Consider the following 19,849-nt stretch of genomic DNA (forward strand, 5'->3'; position numbering starts at 1 on the left):
GTGAAGCAACGTGAGCTTACTTCACGGGTGGTACTTTCAACTGCCCCTCAATCCACTCCATGCCACGCTCCATGAGTGCATAGGCGTACCGCACCCGGTTATCGAAGTGCTCGTCGCCCGTCACTTTCTGGGCCACAAACTTGCGGATCAGGGCGGCATTGTCGGCGGCAGTAGGGTTGGGCACATCGGGGTCTTCATCAGTCCGAAACGACGTAAACTCCGGCCGGTCGGCTTCGAAGTTCTGGAAAAACAGGTGGCCCTGCGCTGTCCGAACGGCACACAGCACCCCACTCGCCCGGCTGGTGGCAGGCGCCAGCGTCCCTTCCAGCCCCCGTTTCATCACAATAGCCGCGTCGAAACCGGCCATCAGGGCCAATTCGGCCATTTTCATCTGGTAAGTGATGTGAAATACCGACGTCACCAGAATCCGCGCTCCGCAGGGGTTCAGTACTTTTTCGAGCGTAGCCAGAAACGGGCGCTTAAGCAGCACCTGCCGCCGATCGACCCACCGGTTGAGCGCGGGCGAGAGGGCTTTCTGATCCAGCACCCACCCGTAAGGCATGAGTGGCTCGGTCAGTTCGTGGCGGCTCTGCATGTACTGGCAACCCAGGTGCATGTACAGATCGTGGGCGTTGAGCGTGAGCTTAGGCCCCCCCGACCGGCCCACCATCGACAAGGCACCGTAGCCCCGCCGTTCGAACCAGTTGGCCAGCAAAGGCGTGATCATGTAACTATGCTCCACCCCATCGAATGGCTCGGCGAGCTGCACAAGCGGGCGCTCGCTCACGGTTTGGTTGAGCCGAAAACCGGGCGTAAACGTGCGCTCGGCGGCCCGCATCAGGCCTAAGTACTCGTCGTTGGTTTCGTGCCGCACCCGCATAATACTGGCCGCAAACCCCCGAAAAGCCTCGCAGGGCTCATTCCCAAACAGGTAGTCGCCCAGTTGCTCGGCTTCACTCACCGATAACGTATGCCCCCGCACCAGCCTGACGGCAATAGGCAACAAACCAGCATGGAGGTCGGTACATAATTTCTGGATCAGAAAGGTTGGGTGCCGAAATGCGTCTTTCCCGATGGCCGATTCGAGCGTCAGCTCGGCTTCGGTGGGACCCTTTGCCAGTAACGCCCCAATAAAAGCCCCCCGTTGGAGCGGGTGCGTGTTAGGGTCGGTGAGGGCTTGCCGGCAGGCTTCGAGCAGATCGGCTGGTAAAGGTTTACTACCATGTTTACCAATCCCGATATGTTTGATTGCCTGGCCAAGTACCGTATTGCCGGGTGCCACGTGAGTCGGGTCGAGATTAATCACAGACGCCAATGCTTAATAGGGTGTAACAACAGATTAGCGGTTTTCTGCTTTCGTTTTTGCGTGAATGAAGTGCGAATGGCCGGTAGAATCAGCTAAAAATTACGATCAAAATGCATGCAACAGGCTATTTCGGAGCAACTATTCACGAAAAAACAACTTGGCTCCTGCCCGCATAAAACGATCAGCATTAAAAATGGAATTATTCCGGGAAACTACTTCTATCCCAATACATTCTGACGCAGTGGAACGGCGCAGAGATTGGAGTCAGGTCTACCAATCGGTCAGCACCGTGTTCAGATCCTGCGCTCTCCCGAATAAGGTATTAGCGGCCCAATAACGCCTTATACCGGTATATTGCACGACTGATGCAATAACCAACCCCTCCAACTATGTCACGACAAAACATTCTGACCGGCTCACCCTGGGAAGACAAAATGGGCTACTGCCGGGCCGTTCGGATCGGCAACATCATTGAAGTATCGGGCACGGTGGCTATTGTGGATGGCGAAACCGTTAAAAAAGACGACATCTACGCCCAAACCCACAATATTCTGACGCGCGTAGCCGACGTGCTAACGCAGGCCGGAGCCTCTATGAACGACGTAATTCGGACCCGTATGTTCACCACACAAATTAGCCGTTGGGAAGAAATAGCCCGGGCGCACGGGGCCTTTTTCGGCGAAATAAAACCCACAACGGGCATCTACGAAGTGAGTGCGCTCATCAGCCCCGATTACCTGATTGAGATTGAGTTTACGGCGGTTGTGAGCGAGTAAACCGCCTTTTCGATAGGATGATTTAGACGATTGGTGAATTTTTCGATGCATCTCGCGTTATGTACCTAAGTCTAAATCGTCCTTTTCTCCGTTTCAATGGCTGAACGCATTAGCTACGGCAAAACCTGGTGGGGGCAGCAATGGCTGGGCGCCCTAAGCCAGATTGATGAAGCCAACCGACTGCCCCGTGGCAAAACCTACGCCAACAAGGGAGCTGTGCAGGGTCTGAAAATCGATAACAACCAGATCAGTGCCTCGGTAAAGGGCTCTAAGCCCCGACCTTACAAAATCAAACTGCTGGTTCCTCTGTTTTCGGACGCCGAAAAGAAATCGCTTTTGACCGAGATTGAGGAAAACCCGGTTATTCTGGCGCAACTCCTGAACCGGCAGCTACCACCCGAACTGGTCGAGTTTGCCGAGCAGCGAGCCATTGCTTTATTCCCTCAGTCGTTCGACGACCTGGGCATGGGTTGTTCCTGCCCCGATCATGCCATTCCCTGCAAACACCTCGCGGCTGTGGTTTACGTGATTGCCAACGAAATAGACCGGAATCCGTTTCTGGTGTTTCAGTTGAAGGGGCTGGATATTCTGGAAGAGCTCAAAAACGTTCAGGCCGATGTGGTGAGCGGCACTCTGAACGAGGTACTCTCGCTGCACGACCTGGGCACGGAGGATTTGCCCGACGACGAGGACTGGAAACCCGACGATGAGGCCCGTGCTCAACTCGACTACGCGACCATTCCGCCCCTCGCCGATCAGCTGCTCGACCTGTTGCAACCCACCACTACGTTTACCAAAAGCGATTTTTTAAAATCGCTGGCCCGGTCGTATACCCTGTTCAGCAAGCCCCTCGACGAGCAACCCAAAACCAAAGCCATTCTGGCTAAGCGCCGGGCGAGTGGCCTGTCGAACGACGCGCGCAGTCAGGCCACCGGCACCTCGCCCGACCTGAGCGATAGCATCGAGCTGCAGCTTGATGAGTTCATGGACATCAAAAAAATCGGGGTTTATAGCGAACACGGCGAACCCCGGTCCTTTACCGATTACACCCTCGGCGACCTCACCGGCTGGCTCCAAAGCCTGAACGAGGCCGACTTTGCCGAAATGAGCGATTCGGTGCGGGGTTTGTATTTAGCCACACAGTTTTCGGCAGCGCTGCTTCGGCGCGGAGCCGTGGTGCCGCAACTCCTGCGCGTAGGTCCAACCGAAGAATACTACCGGGTACGCTGGATGCCCGCTACCCTCAACGAGGCCGTGCGGCAGCAAACCGACCTGCTGGCGGCTCAGTTGCCTCCCTTGCTGCTTACGCTTCGCTGGCAGAAAGAGTGGCTGGCTCTACCCGGCCGCGAGCAGGTGCTCACACTTTGCTCGCTGCTAATGCGCCCTGCCATTCACGACACCACCGTGGAACTGTGGGAGCGTTGGCCCCTCGAAGACGCCGACCGGCTCTTTTTCGGGGTTGAAACCATCCGGTTTGAGGGTTTCGGGAAACGCGAAATGCCCCTGGCCATGCAACTGTGGCTCAACGATTTTTTCCTGAGCCACAAACGCTTTGTCCCGGTATTAGCCGTAGAAGACTCCGAAACCGGCGCGTCCACACCGGGCGCATCCACGCCGGGCGAGGAGTTTCGAATCAGCCTGCTCGTACGCGATAGCGAGGCCAGCCCTATAGCCCCGCCCACCCCAGCCAAAACCGGTCGGGGGGCGCGCAAGGCTCCGGCAACTCCGCTAACGGCTCCGCCCATACCCTTGGCCGACATTCTGCGCGAAAAAGCCCACGCGAGTATCCGAATGGCTGTTTTGCAGGATCTGATTGTGCTCTCTCGCCATTTTCCCGACCTCGCTCAGCTCACCCGTACCGACAGCCCCGCCTACCTCTACTACAAATCCGACGATTTTGTGAAGGTACTGCTGGATATTCTGCCCCGGATGCAGCTGCTCGGTATTACGCTGCTCTTGCCCAAATCACTTCGGCATTGGGTACGGCCGTCGGCGGGGGGGCGGCTCCGGGCCAAAAGCAAGAGTGCGGTCGTTGGCGATTCGTTTATGCGGCTCGACGATATGCTGGCCTTCGATTGGCAGGTGGCTATCGGAAACGAGATGGTGAGCGTAAAAGAGTTTCAGCGGCTGGTGAACAACACAACCGGCCTGGTCAAAATCAAGGATCAATACGTGTTGGTCGACCCGTCGGAGTTGAACAAACTGTACAAACAACTCGAAAACCCACCCGAACTAACCGGGGCCGAAATGCTCAGAGCGGCACTCTCGGAGGAGTACAAAGGCGGGCGCGTGGGTCTGACAGACGATGTACGCGCCATTATCCGGCAGTTTACCGATGCTCAGGCGCAACCCCTACCCGATTCGCTACGGGCCAGTTTGCGGCCGTATCAGCACCGGGGCTACGACTGGCTGATCAAAAACACAGCCCTCGGCATGGGTAGTTTACTGGCCGACGATATGGGTCTGGGCAAAACCTTACAGGTGATTGCTTTACTGCTCAAATTCAAGCAGGAAGGTCGGTTCGACAAGCAAAAAGGGCTGGTGGTACTCCCCACAACCCTGCTCACCAACTGGCAGAAAGAGATTACCAAATTTGCCCCCGACCTGAAACCGTACATTTACCACGGCCCCGGCCGCAAACTCCCCACTACCGACACAACCGGCGCGGACACGACCGATACCAAAGCTACCCCGAAGAAAAAGGAAAAAGGCAAGCAGTCGGCCTCGTACGACCTGCTCCTGACCACCTACGGCGTGGTTCGGTCGGATCTGGAGAAGCTGAAGAAAACCACCTGGGCAACGGTCATCATCGACGAAGCGCAGAACATAAAAAACGCCGATACTGAACAAACCAAAGCCGTGAAAGCGCTCAAAGCCCCGATTCGGATTGCCCTGAGCGGTACGCCGGTCGAAAACCGGCTGTCGGAGTTCTGGAGCATTATGGATTTTGTGAATAAAGGGTATCTGGGTGGCATTGGTAAGTTCAACGAGGAGTTTGCCCGGCCTATTCAGCAGGAGCGCGACCACCAGAAACTTGATCAGTTCCGGCGCGTCACGAGCCCTTTCTTGCTCCGGCGCGTAAAAACCGACAAAACCATCATCAGCGACCTGCCCGACAAGATCGAAAATAACCAGTATTGTTCACTCACGCCCGAGCAGGCATCGCTATACGAAAATGTGGTGCAGGAAAGTATCCGGGCAATTGAGGACAAAGACGGTATTGCCCGGCGCGGGTTGGTGCTGAAACTCATGACGGCCCTCAAACAGATTGGCAATCACCCGTACCAATACCTCAAAGAAGGAAACCGCACCGGCGGGCCGGCCGCTCCCAGCCTTTCGGGCAAGGCCACATTATTGCTCAATCTGCTCGAAACCATCTACGCCAACCACGAGAAGGTACTGATTTTTACGCAATACCACGAGATGGGTGTGTTGCTCCAGCAGTTTATCAGCGATCAGTTTGGGCAGGAGCCGCTGTTTTTGCACGGTGGTACGAGCCGCCCCGAACGCGACCGCATGGTGGAGCAGTTTCAGAAGAACCGTTCCGATCACACGTTTATTCTGTCGCTCAAGGCGGGCGGCACCGGCCTAAACCTGACGCAGGCTAACCACGTCATTCACTACGACCTGTGGTGGAATCCGGCCGTGGAAGCACAAGCCACCGACCGGGCGTTTCGGATTGGCCAAACCAAAAATGTGCTGGTGTACCGGCTCATGAATCAGGGCACGCTCGAAGAAAAAATCGACGCGATGATCCGCAGTAAAAAAGAACTGGCCGACCTCAGCGTAAAGACTGGCGAAACCTGGCTCGGCGACCTCAGCGACGAGGATTTGAAGGAACTGGTGAGTTTGGGGTAAAGAATCTCTGTATATTAGTCGCCTATTGCTGTTCTAAATTACACTCATGCCGTATTCAGCCGAAATCAGCCGCGAAGCGCCCAGTTGCTTCGTATTCGTCATCGATCAATCCGGGTCTATGTCCGACAAGTTCGTTAGCATCGGCACACCAATGTCTCAGGCCGTCGCCGATACCGTCAACCGGTTTCTGCAACAGTTAGTCATCATGTGCGCCAAAGCCGACGGTGTCCGGGACTACTACTACATCAGCGTCATCGGTTATGGTGCTGGTGGCGTCCGGCCTGCCTTTACGGGTGGCCTTGCCAATGTAGAGCTGGCCCCGCTTTCACAGATCGCCAACAACCCCGCCCGTATTGAGGAGCGGACCAAAAAAGTATCGGACGGAGCTGGAGGACTTGTCCAAACCACCATCAAATTTCCCATCTGGTTCGACGCCACGGCCGCCGGTGGCACCCCAATGCGTGAAGCTTTCAGCAAAGCCAACCAAATCATTGAGCGCTGGCTAACCGAACACCCAAACTGTTTCCCCCCCGTTGTCATCCACATTACCGACGGTGAGTCCACCGATGGTGACCCCTCGGCAGAGATGCAGCACTTGCAAAGCCAGGCCTCGTCTGATGGCAATATCATCCTGTTCAACGTTCACACGTCAGCCCGCAGCACAAACCCCATTTCGTTCACCGCATCAGCCGCCCAGTTACCCGACCAGTATGCGTTGATGCTATATAATGGCGCATCCGTTTTACCTGATTTTATGCGGAAAACTGCGATGGAAGTGTTAGGTTATGAATTGAATGAGGGGGCCAAGGCATTCGTTTTAAACGGTGATATTGACCTTGTCGTCACCGCCATTGAAATAGGTACTCGTCCTAAACTCCTGCGGTAATGTTACAATGCCATTATTGGGTAGCCACAGTTCCGAAGAAGGGAAGTACTGAAGAAGAGAACGAAGACTTCTATTTCGCTGACCATTCAGCCGAGTCCGAGGGCATACCTTCTGTGAAGTTCGCACTCTCCGATGGCGCGACGGAGAGTGCATTTTCTGGCATCTGGGCTGAATATCTGGTCATAAACTTTGAAAAACACTCGTTTGACAAAACTCTTGAATTAGCTATCGCTGACTGGAATCGCGAAACGCAGAAGCAGGAACTACCTTGGTATTTGCATAACAAAATCTTAGACGGTGCCCATGCTACTTTTTTGGGCGTCGAACTCAACTTAGTAGAACACCAAGCAAACGTAGTAGCCGTTGGTGATACTAACTTTTTTCAAATTAGGGATAACTTTCTCATCAAAGCCTTTCCAGTTGATGAACCATCAGGCTTCAACAACCAGCCAAACTTATTAGCCAGTGTTACAACCCAGCAGACGCCACTGGACGAAATCAAGTACGAATCAAAGAACTTAGCCCTCAATGCTGGCGATACGCTTATTTTAGCGACCGATGCCCTAGCGCACTGGCTTTTAATTCGTTGCACTAAAGACAACAAGCCTTGGTCGACACTGATTGAGATGACGCAGTCCGACGACTTCGAGCAGCAATTCGTTAATTGGTTAATGCAAACGCGTCAGGATAAAGCAATCAAAAATGACGACACGACCCTGATTATAATCAAACTGACCGATGGCCTTTCCAAGGGGTGATGAGTACAACCAAGCAGTACAAAACCCGAACATTAGCTTTACAGACGTTGCCCTTCAGCGTAGTCAGGTCGAAACTCAACTATTCGGCCTGCCTAAACCCTATTCGGGTGGTTTCACTGTCACCTACAAACTACAAAGCCCCAACGGTAATTGGGCAGTGCGCTGCTTTACCCGTCAAGTACGTGACCTTGAAAAACGCTACAAGGCGCTATCTGCACTAGTTCAGTCTAACCCTAGTTTGGCTCCTTATTTTGTTGAGGCAAACTATCTGCCATCCGGTATTCGCATAAATGGACAACTGCATGGGATTATAAAAATGAGATGGGTTGAAGGAGATCCACTCAATCTTTATATCGGAAAAATTTATCAACAAAGTCATGTTGTAGAAGGCATTTTGACAACCTTTGTTGGCCTTGTTCAGAAAATGGAGGCTGCTGGCATTGCGCACGGTGACCTACAACACGGCAACATCATCATTAGTGAAGGCAAGATGTTGCTTATTGATTACGACGATATATACTTACCTGGCATACCAGGCCTTAAAGCTAATAGCGAAGGACAGCCTAACTACCAGCACCCCAAACGAACCCAACAGAATTATGGCAAAACCATCGACCGATTCTCAGCTATAGTTATCTATCTTGGTTTAAAAGCAGTTAAACTCAAGCCAGCTCTATGGGCTAAGTATGACAACGGCGAAAACATCCTGATTAAAAACACCGACATTGCCAATTTGAGTGTGTCCCCGCTTATGCAGGAATTGTCGGCTATTACAGAGTTAAAGCCGTTGGTCGACCGTTTTAAGGGTATATGTTATTTGTCGTTTGACCAAGTTCCTACACTCAATGAGTTTCTAGAAGGTGCTTTTACTTACAGCACAACCAACACTGGCACTATTACCGTCAGAAGTTCGCAGTACGCTGTCCTTGATGGACGAAAAAAAGGCTCAATTCTGGAACACTTTGGTGAACGCGTCGAGGTAATCGGCCGTATTGACGCCCTTCGAGAAAGCAAGACCCGCTACGGTGCCCCCTACGTATTTTTGAACTTTGGCGTTTATCCGAATCAAACATTTACGGTGGTGATTTGGTCTGACGGCTTGGAGCAGCTTTCTGCTAAAGGCCTAAGCATTAACAGTTTCAAAGGCAAGTGGGTTAGCGTAACCGGCGTTGTTGGTAGCTATAAAGAAGTACCTCAGATCGCCGTCGAAACAATCTCCCAAATACAAATACTTGATAATGAAAAGGTAGCTACGGACAAGCTTAACCCTAAGTCAATTCCACAACCTGCTCCACAGCCAGTTCCTCAGCCTAGACCGGTTACTCCGGTAAGCAGCGTTCCCAAGAACCCGCCCGCGCCGAAAGTACCTACACCTAAGCAGGGAGAAGAAGTATTCAACACATTGTATGGTAATCGTCCGGTAACACCAGCACCAACGCTCCAACCATCTCCGCGTCATCCCCCCCAATCCCAACCTATCTCCCCCAAACAAACGCGTCAACCCGTTAAACCCACGGCGCCGACTGTAACCTCAACTCCTCCAAACTCTTCAACCAATAAGCAACCCTCCCCACCCAAAAAAGGCTTTTGGAGAATATTAGCGGACTTCTTCAGCTAACTTCTAACCCAAAAAAGAACTCGCCGACCTCAGCGTAAAGACTGGCGAAACCTGGCTCGGCGACCTCAGCGACGAGGATTTGAAGGAACTGGTCAGTCTGGGGTAAATATGCCCCCCAATAAGCAACAGGCGTCTGCTCTCCAAATTGGGCAGACGCCTGTTGCTTAATCTACTTGAGAGAATATGCCGCGTGTGGCAACTTACCGACTGATAACCAACCGCAATGAGGCCTTGCGGCCATCGGCCGGGTTAACCGAAATAAGATATACCCCATCACTGTACGTTGTAGTGGATAGGGTGTACTGCGTTTCGATCTCCGTCAGAACAGTTTTCTGGTATAAGATTCGGCCGGTCAGATCCGTCAGTCTCAAGTTGGTGGGTTGACCATTGGCCGCTCTGAGGTCAATACTGACGCTATTTTGGGCCGGGTTAGGATACAGTTTAAAGCCCTCATCAGTCGGCTCAGCGAACGAGTCGAATACCGGGATCACCAGTCCGTCCCCCGCCATTCGGGCACCCGCAACCGCGCACTTAACGGTCTGCACAACCCACTGCTGAGCTATAGTCCCATTGACCGTGTATTGAACAATCTCCACGTTTTGAGCCGAACTGGCCCCTCGCTGATCCATGGCGCTGCCGGAGTGTCGGGCTGTCAGCAAATAATACCCCTGCGTATCGCGCGTGATTCGCCATTGCTGACTGTAGCCGGTATTATTGGTCCATTGAATCAGGTTGGTATAATCGGCTGTGGAACCGCCACTCACGTCGATCGATTTACCGCTATTCACGTTCTGTAAACGGTAGTACCCTTCCGGGTTCAGCAGAATTTTCCACTGCTGAGAAGCCCGCCCTGAATAGGCCTGCTGCCGAATAATGGCCCCATCGTCTTTCGATTCGTTGGATACACTAACGGCTTTACCTCCATTGCGGGCCGAAATACGGTAACAACCTGCTGACGAGAAGTTCAGTTGGGTATTGGTGTTGATACAGGTGCGCTGCTCAATGCTCCACTGTTGCGCCTGCGTGCCGTTGGCGGTGAACTGAATAATTTCGCCACCTTCGTCCACATTGCTACCGCGCACATCCAGCCTTTTTCCTGAATGCCGGGCCACGAGTTGGTAATAGCCCTGGGCGTCGTACTGGAGTTTCCATTGCTGGTTATTTCCTCCCCCGTACGTCCATTGCTGGATAGCGGCATAATCAGCCGTCGAACTACCGGCTACATCCAATACTTTACCACTATGATTGGCTACTACCTGATAGTAGCCGTTGGACGTTGCTACAAATTTCCATTGCTGCCAGGCCGCATTAGCGTCGGTTCGCTGCCGGACGGTTGCCCCATCGGCTAACGAGCCATTTTCCACGCCCAGCACCTTACCGCTGACCCGAGCCACCAGCCGATAACAGGCATTGGCCACGGGAGTCAGTGAGACAGAGACAGGAGTTGCCGGGGTGGCGCTCGTTTCGACGCCCCCTGTCCAGGCGGTCCCCCGGCGGGTGTACACCCGGAAAAAGTATTTCTGTCCGGCGGTCAGGTTTGTGACCACCAGGCTGGTTGCCACGCCCTGATAAACCACCTTGCCCCCTTCAAACGCAGCTCCAGTACCGGTAAAGCTGGCATCCTGCGCGTAAACGAGATCAACCGGCCGGGTTGTGAAGCCACTCCCCGCTTTCGCAACTACCAGAACGTTATCATAAGCAACCGAGGGCGGAGTCCAGTTTAGCCGAACCGCGTTGGTTAAAGTAGTTGCCTGCAAATTACTGATTGCCAGGCTGGGTGAATTACAGTCTGGGTAAATCTTCACCGAGTCACGGGCAGTCAGCCCACCCCGGTCGGTAACCGTCAATTGAATGAGATAGTAGTACGTTTCGCCATCGCACCCCACAGGCGAAACATTCACCGTGGGCGAGGCCGTGGTCAGTACCGGTTCGCGGTGTTCATGGTTATTGTGCCGGAGCGTCACCTGCCACGCATACGTCAGGCTCGGAACGTCATCGTCGGTAACGGTTGCGGTAAGGGTGTACTGACTTTCGCGGTCGAGGGGGTACAGGGCGTTATTGACCGGATTGGTGATTTTCGCCGTAGGGGCCGGATTATTGACGGAGACTTGTACGGTTTTTGCGTCGCTCAATCCACGCCCATCGCTCACGGTCAGGCGCACCGTAAAGCCCTGGCTACTGGTACTGGTAAACACCTTAGTGGGGCTGGCGAGCGTTGAGGTGGTACCATCGCCAAAGTCCCAGGCGTAGGTAAGAGGGTCCCCATCGGGGTCGGAAGAGGCATCACCCCGAAAGGCGACCGTCAGCGGAGATGGGCCTGTCAGCGCGGATGCGGTAATGGCGGCCACCGGTGGCTGATTGCCCCCGTAGCTGATTTTCAGAAGCTCACCCGTGTTGATATTGACGTAGTACAGCGCCCCATCGAGCGCGTTATATTCCAGATCAACAATCCCGTTACCTCCGCCGTTGGGCAGAAACTCCCGCACCTGAGTCACGGCCCCGTTGGCGTCGAGCGTGGCCGCCCGAATCCAATTCGCTCCGTAATCGGCAAAGTAGTAGGTATTCCGCCAGTTTGCGGGGAACGCGGTGCCTGCATAATAAGCACCACCTGTTGAGCAGTTGCCCCGGAAAGGTGTGCCGGGTACGCCACTCGCTGTGCCTAAAGTAGAGGTCGTCGCTACCGATCCGTTGAACATTGGTGTACGGGCCACATCGGCCCCGTGTTGCCAGTCGAGGGCGGGCCGGGCATGAATGTACCGACGCTGTAAGCCGGGCAGTGCCTGCCCACTACACGGGTTGTTCACCGCCTGAACGGGATTGGTAGGTTGCTTCAGTAAATCAGCAAACGTCAGATACGGTTTATTACAGGTATTCGTAGGGTTGGGTTCGTCTCTATTCTCAAGAGTTTGGGCGGCTGTGGCGTAGCTACTATGCGTTTCGAGCCCTTCGAAAATAGGCCAGCCCGCGTTTTCGCCCCCTTGCCGAATTACGTGCATATCTTCCCACACGTTCCAGCCAACATCGCCCACCAGCAAGGTGCCCGGGTTGCCATCGGCCGGGTTAGTGCTGCCGGTATTGGGCCAAATCGTCATACGGTAGGGGTTCCGCAAGCCCAATGCCCACACGCGCGATTTAGCCGAGCGGGGGCTGGTTCCATCGTAGAACGGGTTGCTGGGCAAACCATCGCCCGTGTTGGGGTCCATTCGCAAAACTTTACCACAAAACGAGTTCACCATCTGCGACCGGAAAGCGCCCACATTTTCATTGGCCCGCATGATACCGTCGTTGATCGCCTGCTGGAAATACGTTTCTGGGGCACTGCCTTTGTCGGTACTGCTGTAACTGGCATTATCGCCCGTGGTGAGGAGTAAAGTGCCATCCCGCCCAAACAGCAGGGTTCCGCCCGCGTGCGACTCATGGGTCAGTGGCACGCCGGTCGATTTGGTTTCGCCCAGTAACACTTTGCGGCTGCTTACGCTGGCCGCGAGGGTACCGTTGTTAGTAAGCAATTGATAACTGCTCACCCGGCTGATGGTGGCCTGGTAGTACGTGTCTGTGGTAACACTGTAGTTGGTTGTCCCGAAATTCAGCAAGTGGTGCCGGTCCACTACATAAAACAGATAAATTTTGCCGTTGGTGCCGAAGTTAGGGTCGAGGCAAACGCTTAACAGGCCAAAATCACGCCAGTTACCCACCTCCTCACTGATGTCGAGCACCGGCGTAGTTTGCTTCACGTACTGACTGCCGTTCCAGTTCGACACCCAGATTTTACCGCTTTTCTCCCAGACAAACTGTCGTTGCCCGTCGGCGGTAAAAATGACGCCCATCGGGGCTGTATAACCCGTTTGCGTTTTTGATTGAAGGAAGCCGCTGGGGAGCTGAGCGAGAGCCATCGGGCTCGAAAACAGGCCACCCATCAGAAGGGCGACCACGCAGATGAATAGCCGGATGGTAGCCAACCGGCAGGAGCAGATAAACATTGGGGTGATATCGTATGGGTTACGTTAAAAAGGAGTTACCCAAAACCGAGGCTGGAGGCAAGAGCAAACATCTTTTGTATTAAGTATGACTACAAGACGATAGGTAAGTAACACTCTTTCAGCGCAATAGAGTATTCAGGTATTATATGCTTAACCTGTATCAGCGGCTCTGACCTGTAGGTCTGGGAGATGTTGGCAGTATGGTCTCTATCCAGACTTTGTCTGGTGGGGCCGTCAACCAACAGACCATTTGATGTGTACTGACCGAATGGGTTGAGCAATCCAGAAATTGGAGAAGAACGGTTTGGCAGAGCCAAAACCGCCAAAACTTACTTTTACATAAGCGCTTGCAGATTGAAACCCTCACAGGTATCGGAGCGGAGTCGCTTTGCCCGCAACCCGGATCGCCTACCTTTGAAACTCGGCCCCAAAAGTCGTACCTTTGGGTATGGAAAATTTTGTGGTCTCGGCCCGGAAATATCGCCCCGCAACGTTCGACACCGTCGTTGGTCAGGAGCATATAACCACCACCCTGCGTAACGCCATTCGTACCAATCATTTAGCTTCGGCGTTTCTGTTTTGTGGGCCGCGCGGTGTGGGCAAAACCACCTGCGCCCGCATTTTAGCCAAGACAATCAATTGCCAGAACCTCACGGCCGAAACCGAAGCCTGCGACACCTGTGAGTCGTGCGTGAGTTTCCGGCAGAATACCTCGTTCAACGTTCACGAGCTGGATGCGGCTTCAAACAACTCTGTCGATGATATTCGGATGCTCATCGACCAGGTCAGGATTCCGCCCCAGGCCGGTGCCAAATACAAAGTGTACATCATCGACGAAGTGCACATGCTTTCGTCGGCGGCCTTCAACGCGTTTCTGAAAACCCTCGAAGAGCCACCCAGCTACGCTATTTTTATTCTGGCCACCACCGAGAAGCATAAGATTCTGCCCACGATCCTGTCGCGGTGCCAGATTTTCGACTTCAACCGGATTCAGCCGGGTCATATTGCCGCCCATTTGGCCAATATTGCCACCCAGGAGGGCATCACCACCGAGGCCGACGCCCTCGACCTTATCGCACAGAAAGCCGACGGTGGCCTGCGCGATGCCCTGTCGATGTTCGACCTGAACGTGACGTTCTCCACCGACCGAACGCTGCGGTACAAGGAAGTTCTCGACAACCTGCACATTCTCGATTACGATTATTACTTCCGGCTCACCGACCTGCTGCTGAGTGCCAACCTGCCCCAAAGCCTGTTGACGCTCGACGAGATTCTGCGCAAGGGGTTCGATGGACACCAGTTTATTCTGGGCCTGACGCGCCACTTCCGCGACCTGCTCGTAAGCCGCGATGCCGCTACCGTGCAGCTTTTGCAGGTGACCGAAAATGTTCGGACTAAATACCTCGATCAGGCCGCGCGGGCGCCGTTGTCCTTTCTGTTGTCGGCCCTGAGCATTGGCGGGCAGTGCGACCTCAATTTCAAGCAAGCGAAAGATCAGCGCCTGCATCTGGAGTTGTGCCTGATGAAACTAGCCGCGCTCAGGCATACCCTTAACTGGGAAGCCATGCCCGACCTGGCCCCGCCGACCCCGGCTTCGCACCCGACCATCAACGCCAATACAGCCCCGGCCGGTGTAGAAGTATCCACGCCAAGCGTTCCCGTACCGGACGTTCCCACGCCGGGAGCCGAAAAAAAAAACGGCAGTCCGTTAGCCCATAATCCGGCACCGGCGAGTACGCCCGTCCTGACGCACCCGATTACAAGCGAGCCGGTCAATGGTTACCATACGAACGGCAACGGTGCGAGCTATCCAACTCCGAACGGAAATGGTACCCATGGGCAGTCGGCTACAGCAAACCACCCGGCCGAAACCGCTCCGCTGACGCACGCCAACGGTAAGCCGGTGATGTCGGTGCCCAAAATCCCGGCGGGTAGCAAGCTTCGCAGCACCATCAGCCTGCAACCCAAAGCGGCCACCAACACGGACAATGATGCCGATGTAGCCGTTGTCGACAACCGGCCTGACCTGCCTTTTACCGAGGCCGAGCTACAAGCTGCCTGGAACCGGTTTAAGGTCTTACGCAACGCCCAAACCGGCATGGTGAGCGAACAGCTCATACTCGGTCGTGACTTTAAGCTCGACGGAACCACTATTCATCTGGCGCTGGACAACAACCTGATGGCCGGCCTTATGGTCGACCTGAAGCCCGATTTGCTGGGCTACCTGCGCGAGCAACTTCAGAACCGGCAGATTCAGCTGGAGTACCGGGTCGAGGCTGTCGAAACCAAGAAGCTTATCTATTCGCCACAGGACAAATTCAACTTCATGGCCGAGAAAAACCCAGCCCTCCACGAGTTACGCAAGGCGCTGGGTTTGGAAGTTGATTATTGAGAGCGTTGGTGGTGCTGTTGGCTCGATGGTCAGACAGTGCCCCAAACGAGCCATTTACTTGAACGCTTTGGCCTCGCGCTGAAGCGATTTGTATTCGCTAATTCCAAGCGCTTTGCTGTAGTACGTCTTTGCCAGCGACGAATTGTTGGCGCGGGCGGCTATGCGCGCCAGCCCCGCATAGGCCATGGCATGGTACTCTTTGGTGTACGGCATCACAAACGTATGCCGGAGCGCGGCCTGATAATGTGTACCCGCATCCCGGTCGTTTCTGGCCTCTTTTTCGGCCAGTAATCCCTCAAACAACTGGATAGGCACGTTCAGAAAAGCGCGGGGCATGGCCTTGAGCCGGGGCATCAGCCGGGCCGCTTCGTCATACTGCCCGTTGAGCAGCAGACTTTCGGTGTAGCGCATCAGAAACACCGGATTGTCTGGAAAACGCTCCGTGAGTGGTTTCAGCCAGGCACTCGCGCGGGTCGGCGCACTTTCGTGTTGCAGGTAGATATTGGCCAGATAATAGGCCGTCTCGTGCCGGGTAAACGTAGCCCGCCGGGTGGCAGCTTCCATCTGACGCAGCCCCAGTGGCATATTTCCACTCTTGAAAAACCACATCATCGGCTTCACAATCGGGTTCTCCATCGGATAACGCTCCACATAATAATTATACAGACCGGTGGTGAAGTAAAACTCCGGGTTCTTCTCGGTCAGCTCGAAACCCTGCTTCATGTAACTGTAAGCCCGGCGTGCTTCATTAACCGCCTTCATCAACTCATCGTCGTTATGATACTTCAGGGCCAGATACGAGTGGGCCGTCAGCGCAAAAAACACGCCTTCGGGGTCATCGGCATCTTTGTCCAGCCGTTTTTTAGCCAAGGTCAATGCCTGCTCACATGCCTGACCATATTGGGCCGTAGCCACTTTGTTGTCTTTCAACGGAATGTGTTGCCAGTAGAGCTGCATAGCCCGCAACATGGGGCCCGCCGGATGCTGCGGATACCGGCTCCGCAACTGCCGGATATACACGTCGGCTTCGGCAAAATCGCTGTTGTAGATATTGTCGAGGGCTTTCAGGATCGTCTGATGCAGCACAGTATCGGTCAGTACCTGAGCCTGTACCGGGCGGGCGGGCAGGCTCGATACCACACCCGCCAAAAAGGCAAATAAGAAGAGATACGTACGGTATTTGGTTCGTGTCATGGATGGCATTCCCGCTAAGGGGTTCAAAAGAGGGTGGGTTAGGTTTGAACGGAGGTGTGCCGTATTTTTGTGTAAACCGGCCTTCTGCCGATTCTCCGCATGATTCATTACGAACAGTTCACGCTGGACAACGGCCTTCGGGTGTATGTTCACGAAGACGCCAGCACCCCCATTGCCGCCGTCAATATACTCTATAATGTTGGCTCACGCGACGAAGACCCACAACGCACGGGCTTCGCCCACCTGTTTGAACACCTGATGTTTGGGGGCTCCAAACATATTCCGAGCTACGACGAACCGCTGCAACGCGTTGGGGGCGAAAACAACGCCTTCACCAGCCCCGATATTACGAACTATTACATCACTCTGCCCGCGGCCAACATCGAAACGGCATTCTGGCTCGAATCGGACCGGATGCTCAGCCTGTCGTTTGACCCGCAGGTGTTGGAAGTGCAACAAAAGGTGGTGATTGAAGAGTTCAACCAACGCTACCTCAACCAACCCTACGGCGATGCCTGGCTGAAGCTCCGCCCGCTGGCTTACCAGCAACACCCCTACCGCTGGGCTACCATCGGTAAAGACATCAGCCACATTGCCGAAGCTACCCTCGACGATGTAAAAAGCTTCTTTTTTCGCTACTACCTACCCAACAACGCCATTCTGGTGGTGGCTGGCAACGTGACCGTAGAGCAGGTAAAGCAACTCTGTGCGAAGTGGTTTGCCCCGATTCCGGCCGGTAAGCCGTACCTCCGCAGCCTGCCCAAAGAGCCCGTCCAAACCGAAGCCCGACGTCTGGAGACCTCAGCCGCCGTGCCGCTCAACGCGCTCTACAAAGCCTATCACATGCCCGGCCGCTACGAACCCGGTTTTCAGGCCGCCGATTTGCTGAGCGATATGCTCGGCCGGAGCAAATCATCGCGGTTGTACCAGACCCTCGTCCGCGATACTCCGCTGTTCAACAACCTGTCGGCCTATATTACGGCCTCGCTCGACCCTGGCTTGCTGGTGATTCAGGGCACCCTCAACGAAGGTGTCACGCTCGAAGAAGCCAATGCAGCCGTGGAGGCCGTGGTGAACGAACTGATCGACCAACCCGTACCCGACGATGAACTGGCAAAAGTGAAAAATCAGGCTGAGTCGACGCTGGCGTTCTCGGAGGTTGAGCTACTCAACCGGGCCATGAACCTCGCTTTTGCCGCCAACGCGGGCGATGCCGAACTGGTCAATACAGAAGCCGAAAAGATTCAGGCCGTCACGCCCGATACGATTCAGGCGATGGCCCGGCAGGTGCTCCGCCCCGAAAACTGCTCAACCCTGTTTTACCGGGCGGAAACCACCACCGCTTAAGCTCGAAACGAGATTCTAACGACTGACCCCTATTCACTGTGAAAATACGTGTAGGACAAGGCTACGATGTCCATAAACTGGTAGAAGGACACCCGTTCTGGCTGGGTGGCATTCAGATTCCGCATACCCACGGTGCGTTTGGGCACTCCGACGCCGATGTCGTGTGCCATGTACTTTGCGACGCTCTGCTGGGAGCCGCTAACATGCGCAACATTGGCTACCATTTTTCGGATAAAGACCCGCGCTGGAAAGGCGTCGACAGCAAGGTATTGCTGGCCGAAGTGCTACGCATGGTGCGCGCGGCCGGGTACGAAGTCTCGAACGTAGATGTGACCGTTGTGTTGCAGGAGCCTAAGCTGAACCCCCACATTCCGGCCATGAAAACCTGTCTCGCCGGGGTAATGAATATCCCCGAAGACGACATTTCGATAAAAGCCACTACCTCCGAACACCTCGGCTTTGTAGGACGTAAAGAGGGTATCGCGGCCCATTGCGTGGCTTTGATTTATAAACCCTGAACCACGTATCTTGCAGTCTGTTACTGTTTCGACAACCCACCCAAACGGGTAACCGTTGGGCTTTCCGCGTTTCTATGAAAATCTCCCGTTCTGTTCTGTTGCTGCTGCTGTCGGGCACATGTATGGCCCAAAGCCCCAAAACTGCCGATATGCCCCTCGGCTTTGAAGAATACGACCCCGTATCGACCCTGAAAGTGCCGGAGCATAAGCTCACGCGGTCCAAGTTTCCGTTTATTGATGTGCACAACCATCAGTTTCAGATGGATAAGGCCGACTTACGCCCTCTGGTGGCCCAAATGGACAGCCTGAACATGCAGGTGATGATTAACCTGAGCGGACGCGGCTGGGGCAACGTTGACGAGAGCACCCGGTTTTTCAAAGCTGCGGCCGATAATATTCAGAAAACAGACCCCAAACGGCTCATTCTGTTTTCAAACATCAATTTTGAGGGCATCGGCGAACCCGGCTGGACCGACCGGGCCGTGAAACTGCTGGCTGAAGACGTGAAAAACGGGGCCAAGGGGCTAAAAATTTACAAAAGCCTCGGTTTCAGCGTTAAAGACAATACCGGCAAGCGGGTGCAGGTCGATGATTCGCGGCTCGATCCCATCTGGGCCAAATGCGGTGAACTCGGTATTCCGGTTCTGATTCACACCGCCGACCCGAAGTCGTTCTGGGACCCGATGGACCGCTACAATGAGCGTTGGCTCGAACTGAAACTGCACGCGGGCCGCAAGCGCGACGCCAACAATCCCGTGCCTTGGGCCGACCTGCTCAAAGAACAGCACAACGTGTTTCGGAAGCACCCCAAAACCACGTTTATCAACGCGCACATGGGCTGGTATCCCAACGACCTGAACAAGCTCGACAGCCTGATGCAGGTATTCCCGAATACGCTGGTCGAAATTGGGGCTGTTATCGCCGAACTGGGTCGGCAACCAAGAGCCTCGCGCCGATTTTTCGAGAAATACCAGGACCGGATTCTTTTCGGAAAAGATTCGTGGGTACCGAGCGAATACAGCACCTATTTCCGCGTTCTGGAAACAGAAGACGAGTACTTCCCGTACCACAAAAAGTACCACGCATTCTGGCGCATGTATGGGATAGGTCTGCCCGACGACATTCTGAAAAAAGTGTATTACAAAAACGCGCTGCGCATCATTCCCGGTATCGACAAGAGTCAGTTTCCGAACTAGGGATTTGCCAACGCTCAAAA

12 protein-coding genes are annotated in these 19,849 nt (G+C 54.3%); 9 read left to right on the forward strand and 3 right to left on the reverse strand.

Annotated features, from left to right (window positions below; genetic code table 11):
• Nucleotides 1–16 precede the first annotated feature (16 nt).
• Nucleotides 17–1,315, reverse strand: a complete 1,299-nt coding sequence (locus tag F5984_RS05785; protein ID WP_185155432.1) for an anthranilate phosphoribosyltransferase — start codon at nt 1,313–1,315, stop codon at nt 17–19.
• A 380-nt stretch (nt 1,316–1,695) separates the two neighbouring features.
• Here F5984_RS05785 and F5984_RS05790 point away from each other — a divergent pair, with 380 nt between their 5' ends.
• The 5 genes from F5984_RS05790 to F5984_RS05810 all read left to right on the forward strand — a co-directional run bounded on the left by F5984_RS05790 (nt 1,696) and on the right by F5984_RS05810 (nt 9,202).
• On the forward strand, nt 1,696–2,082 hold the full coding sequence (locus tag F5984_RS05790) for a RidA family protein (protein WP_152123330.1): 387 nt from the start codon (nt 1,696–1,698) through the stop codon (nt 2,080–2,082).
• A 96-nt stretch (nt 2,083–2,178) separates the two neighbouring features.
• A complete protein-coding gene (locus F5984_RS05795; protein WP_152123331.1) occupies nt 2,179–5,940 on the forward strand; it encodes an SNF2-related protein in 3,762 nt (1,253 codons plus the stop codon).
• A 151-nt stretch (nt 5,941–6,091) separates the two neighbouring features.
• Complete coding sequence (locus F5984_RS05800) at nt 6,092–6,826, forward strand: vWA domain-containing protein (RefSeq protein ID WP_221412955.1); 735 nt, start codon at nt 6,092–6,094, stop codon at nt 6,824–6,826.
• Complete coding sequence (locus F5984_RS05805; RefSeq protein WP_152123333.1) at nt 6,826–7,584, forward strand: SpoIIE family protein phosphatase; 759 nt, start codon at nt 6,826–6,828, stop codon at nt 7,582–7,584. Before F5984_RS05800 ends, F5984_RS05805 begins: the two co-directional genes overlap by 1 nt.
• Nucleotides 7,565–9,202, forward strand: a complete 1,638-nt coding sequence (locus F5984_RS05810; RefSeq protein ID WP_152123334.1) for a protein kinase family protein — start codon at nt 7,565–7,567, stop codon at nt 9,200–9,202. Before F5984_RS05805 ends, F5984_RS05810 begins: the two co-directional genes overlap by 20 nt.
• A 200-nt stretch (nt 9,203–9,402) precedes the next feature.
• On the opposite strand, the gene F5984_RS05815 is transcribed toward F5984_RS05810, so the two are convergent.
• Nucleotides 9,403–13,182 (reverse strand): RICIN domain-containing protein, encoded by a 3,780-nt coding sequence (locus tag F5984_RS05815; protein WP_152123335.1) that lies wholly within the window; start codon nt 13,180–13,182, stop codon nt 9,403–9,405.
• A gap of 448 nt (nt 13,183–13,630) precedes the next feature.
• On the opposite strand from F5984_RS05815, the gene F5984_RS05820 reads away from it, so the two are divergent.
• Complete coding sequence (locus F5984_RS05820; protein WP_152123336.1) at nt 13,631–15,574, forward strand: DNA polymerase III subunit gamma/tau; 1,944 nt, start codon at nt 13,631–13,633, stop codon at nt 15,572–15,574.
• A 54-nt stretch (nt 15,575–15,628) separates the two neighbouring features.
• On the opposite strand, the gene F5984_RS05825 is transcribed toward F5984_RS05820, so the two are convergent.
• The gene (locus tag F5984_RS05825; RefSeq protein ID WP_152123337.1) at nt 15,629–16,768 is read right to left on the reverse strand and encodes a tetratricopeptide repeat protein; all 1,140 of its coding nucleotides are present in this window, start codon (nt 16,766–16,768) and stop codon (nt 15,629–15,631) included.
• Between the two features lie 99 nt (nt 16,769–16,867).
• On the opposite strand from F5984_RS05825, the gene F5984_RS05830 reads away from it, so the two are divergent.
• The 3 genes from F5984_RS05830 to F5984_RS05840 all read left to right on the forward strand — a co-directional run bounded on the left by F5984_RS05830 (nt 16,868) and on the right by F5984_RS05840 (nt 19,829).
• Nucleotides 16,868–18,115 carry a M16 family metallopeptidase gene (locus F5984_RS05830; RefSeq protein ID WP_152123338.1) on the forward strand — a complete coding sequence of 416 codons (1,248 nt, stop codon included), beginning with the start codon at nt 16,868–16,870 and terminating at the stop codon, nt 18,113–18,115.
• A gap of 38 nt (nt 18,116–18,153) precedes the next feature.
• Nucleotides 18,154–18,633 (forward strand): 2-C-methyl-D-erythritol 2,4-cyclodiphosphate synthase, encoded by a 480-nt coding sequence (ispF, locus tag F5984_RS05835; protein ID WP_152123339.1) that lies wholly within the window; start codon nt 18,154–18,156, stop codon nt 18,631–18,633.
• Between the two features lie 74 nt (nt 18,634–18,707).
• The gene (locus F5984_RS05840; RefSeq protein WP_152123340.1) at nt 18,708–19,829 is read left to right on the forward strand and encodes an amidohydrolase family protein; all 1,122 of its coding nucleotides are present in this window, start codon (nt 18,708–18,710) and stop codon (nt 19,827–19,829) included.
• The last annotated feature ends 20 nt before the right edge of the window (nt 19,830–19,849 follow it).

Origin of the sequence: Rudanella paleaurantiibacter (assembly GCF_009184635.1) — a bacterium.
Lineage (GTDB): Bacteria > Bacteroidota > Bacteroidia > Cytophagales > Spirosomataceae > Rudanella > Rudanella paleaurantiibacter.

What these genes read in the sequence shown, in the direction of transcription:
- F5984_RS05790 (WP_152123330.1), top strand. Translation starts at nt 1,696, where the DNA reads ATGTCACGACAAAACATTCTGACCGGCTCACCCTGGGAAGACAAAATG.
- F5984_RS05795 (WP_152123331.1), top strand. Translation starts at nt 2,179, where the DNA reads ATGGCTGAACGCATTAGCTACGGCAAAACCTGGTGGGGGCAGCAATGG.
- F5984_RS05800 (WP_221412955.1), top strand. Translation starts at nt 6,092, where the DNA reads ATGTCTCAGGCCGTCGCCGATACCGTCAACCGGTTTCTGCAACAGTTA.
- F5984_RS05805 (WP_152123333.1), top strand. Translation starts at nt 6,826, where the DNA reads ATGTTACAATGCCATTATTGGGTAGCCACAGTTCCGAAGAAGGGAAGT.
- F5984_RS05810 (WP_152123334.1), top strand. Translation starts at nt 7,565, where the DNA reads ATGGCCTTTCCAAGGGGTGATGAGTACAACCAAGCAGTACAAAACCCG.
- F5984_RS05815 (WP_152123335.1), bottom strand. Translation starts at nt 13,182, where the DNA reads ATGTTTATCTGCTCCTGCCGGTTGGCTACCATCCGGCTATTCATCTGC.
- F5984_RS05820 (WP_152123336.1), top strand. Translation starts at nt 13,631, where the DNA reads ATGGAAAATTTTGTGGTCTCGGCCCGGAAATATCGCCCCGCAACGTTC.
- F5984_RS05825 (WP_152123337.1), bottom strand. Translation starts at nt 16,768, where the DNA reads ATGACACGAACCAAATACCGTACGTATCTCTTCTTATTTGCCTTTTTG.
- F5984_RS05830 (WP_152123338.1), top strand. Translation starts at nt 16,868, where the DNA reads ATGATTCATTACGAACAGTTCACGCTGGACAACGGCCTTCGGGTGTAT.
- F5984_RS05840 (WP_152123340.1), top strand. Translation starts at nt 18,708, where the DNA reads ATGAAAATCTCCCGTTCTGTTCTGTTGCTGCTGCTGTCGGGCACATGT.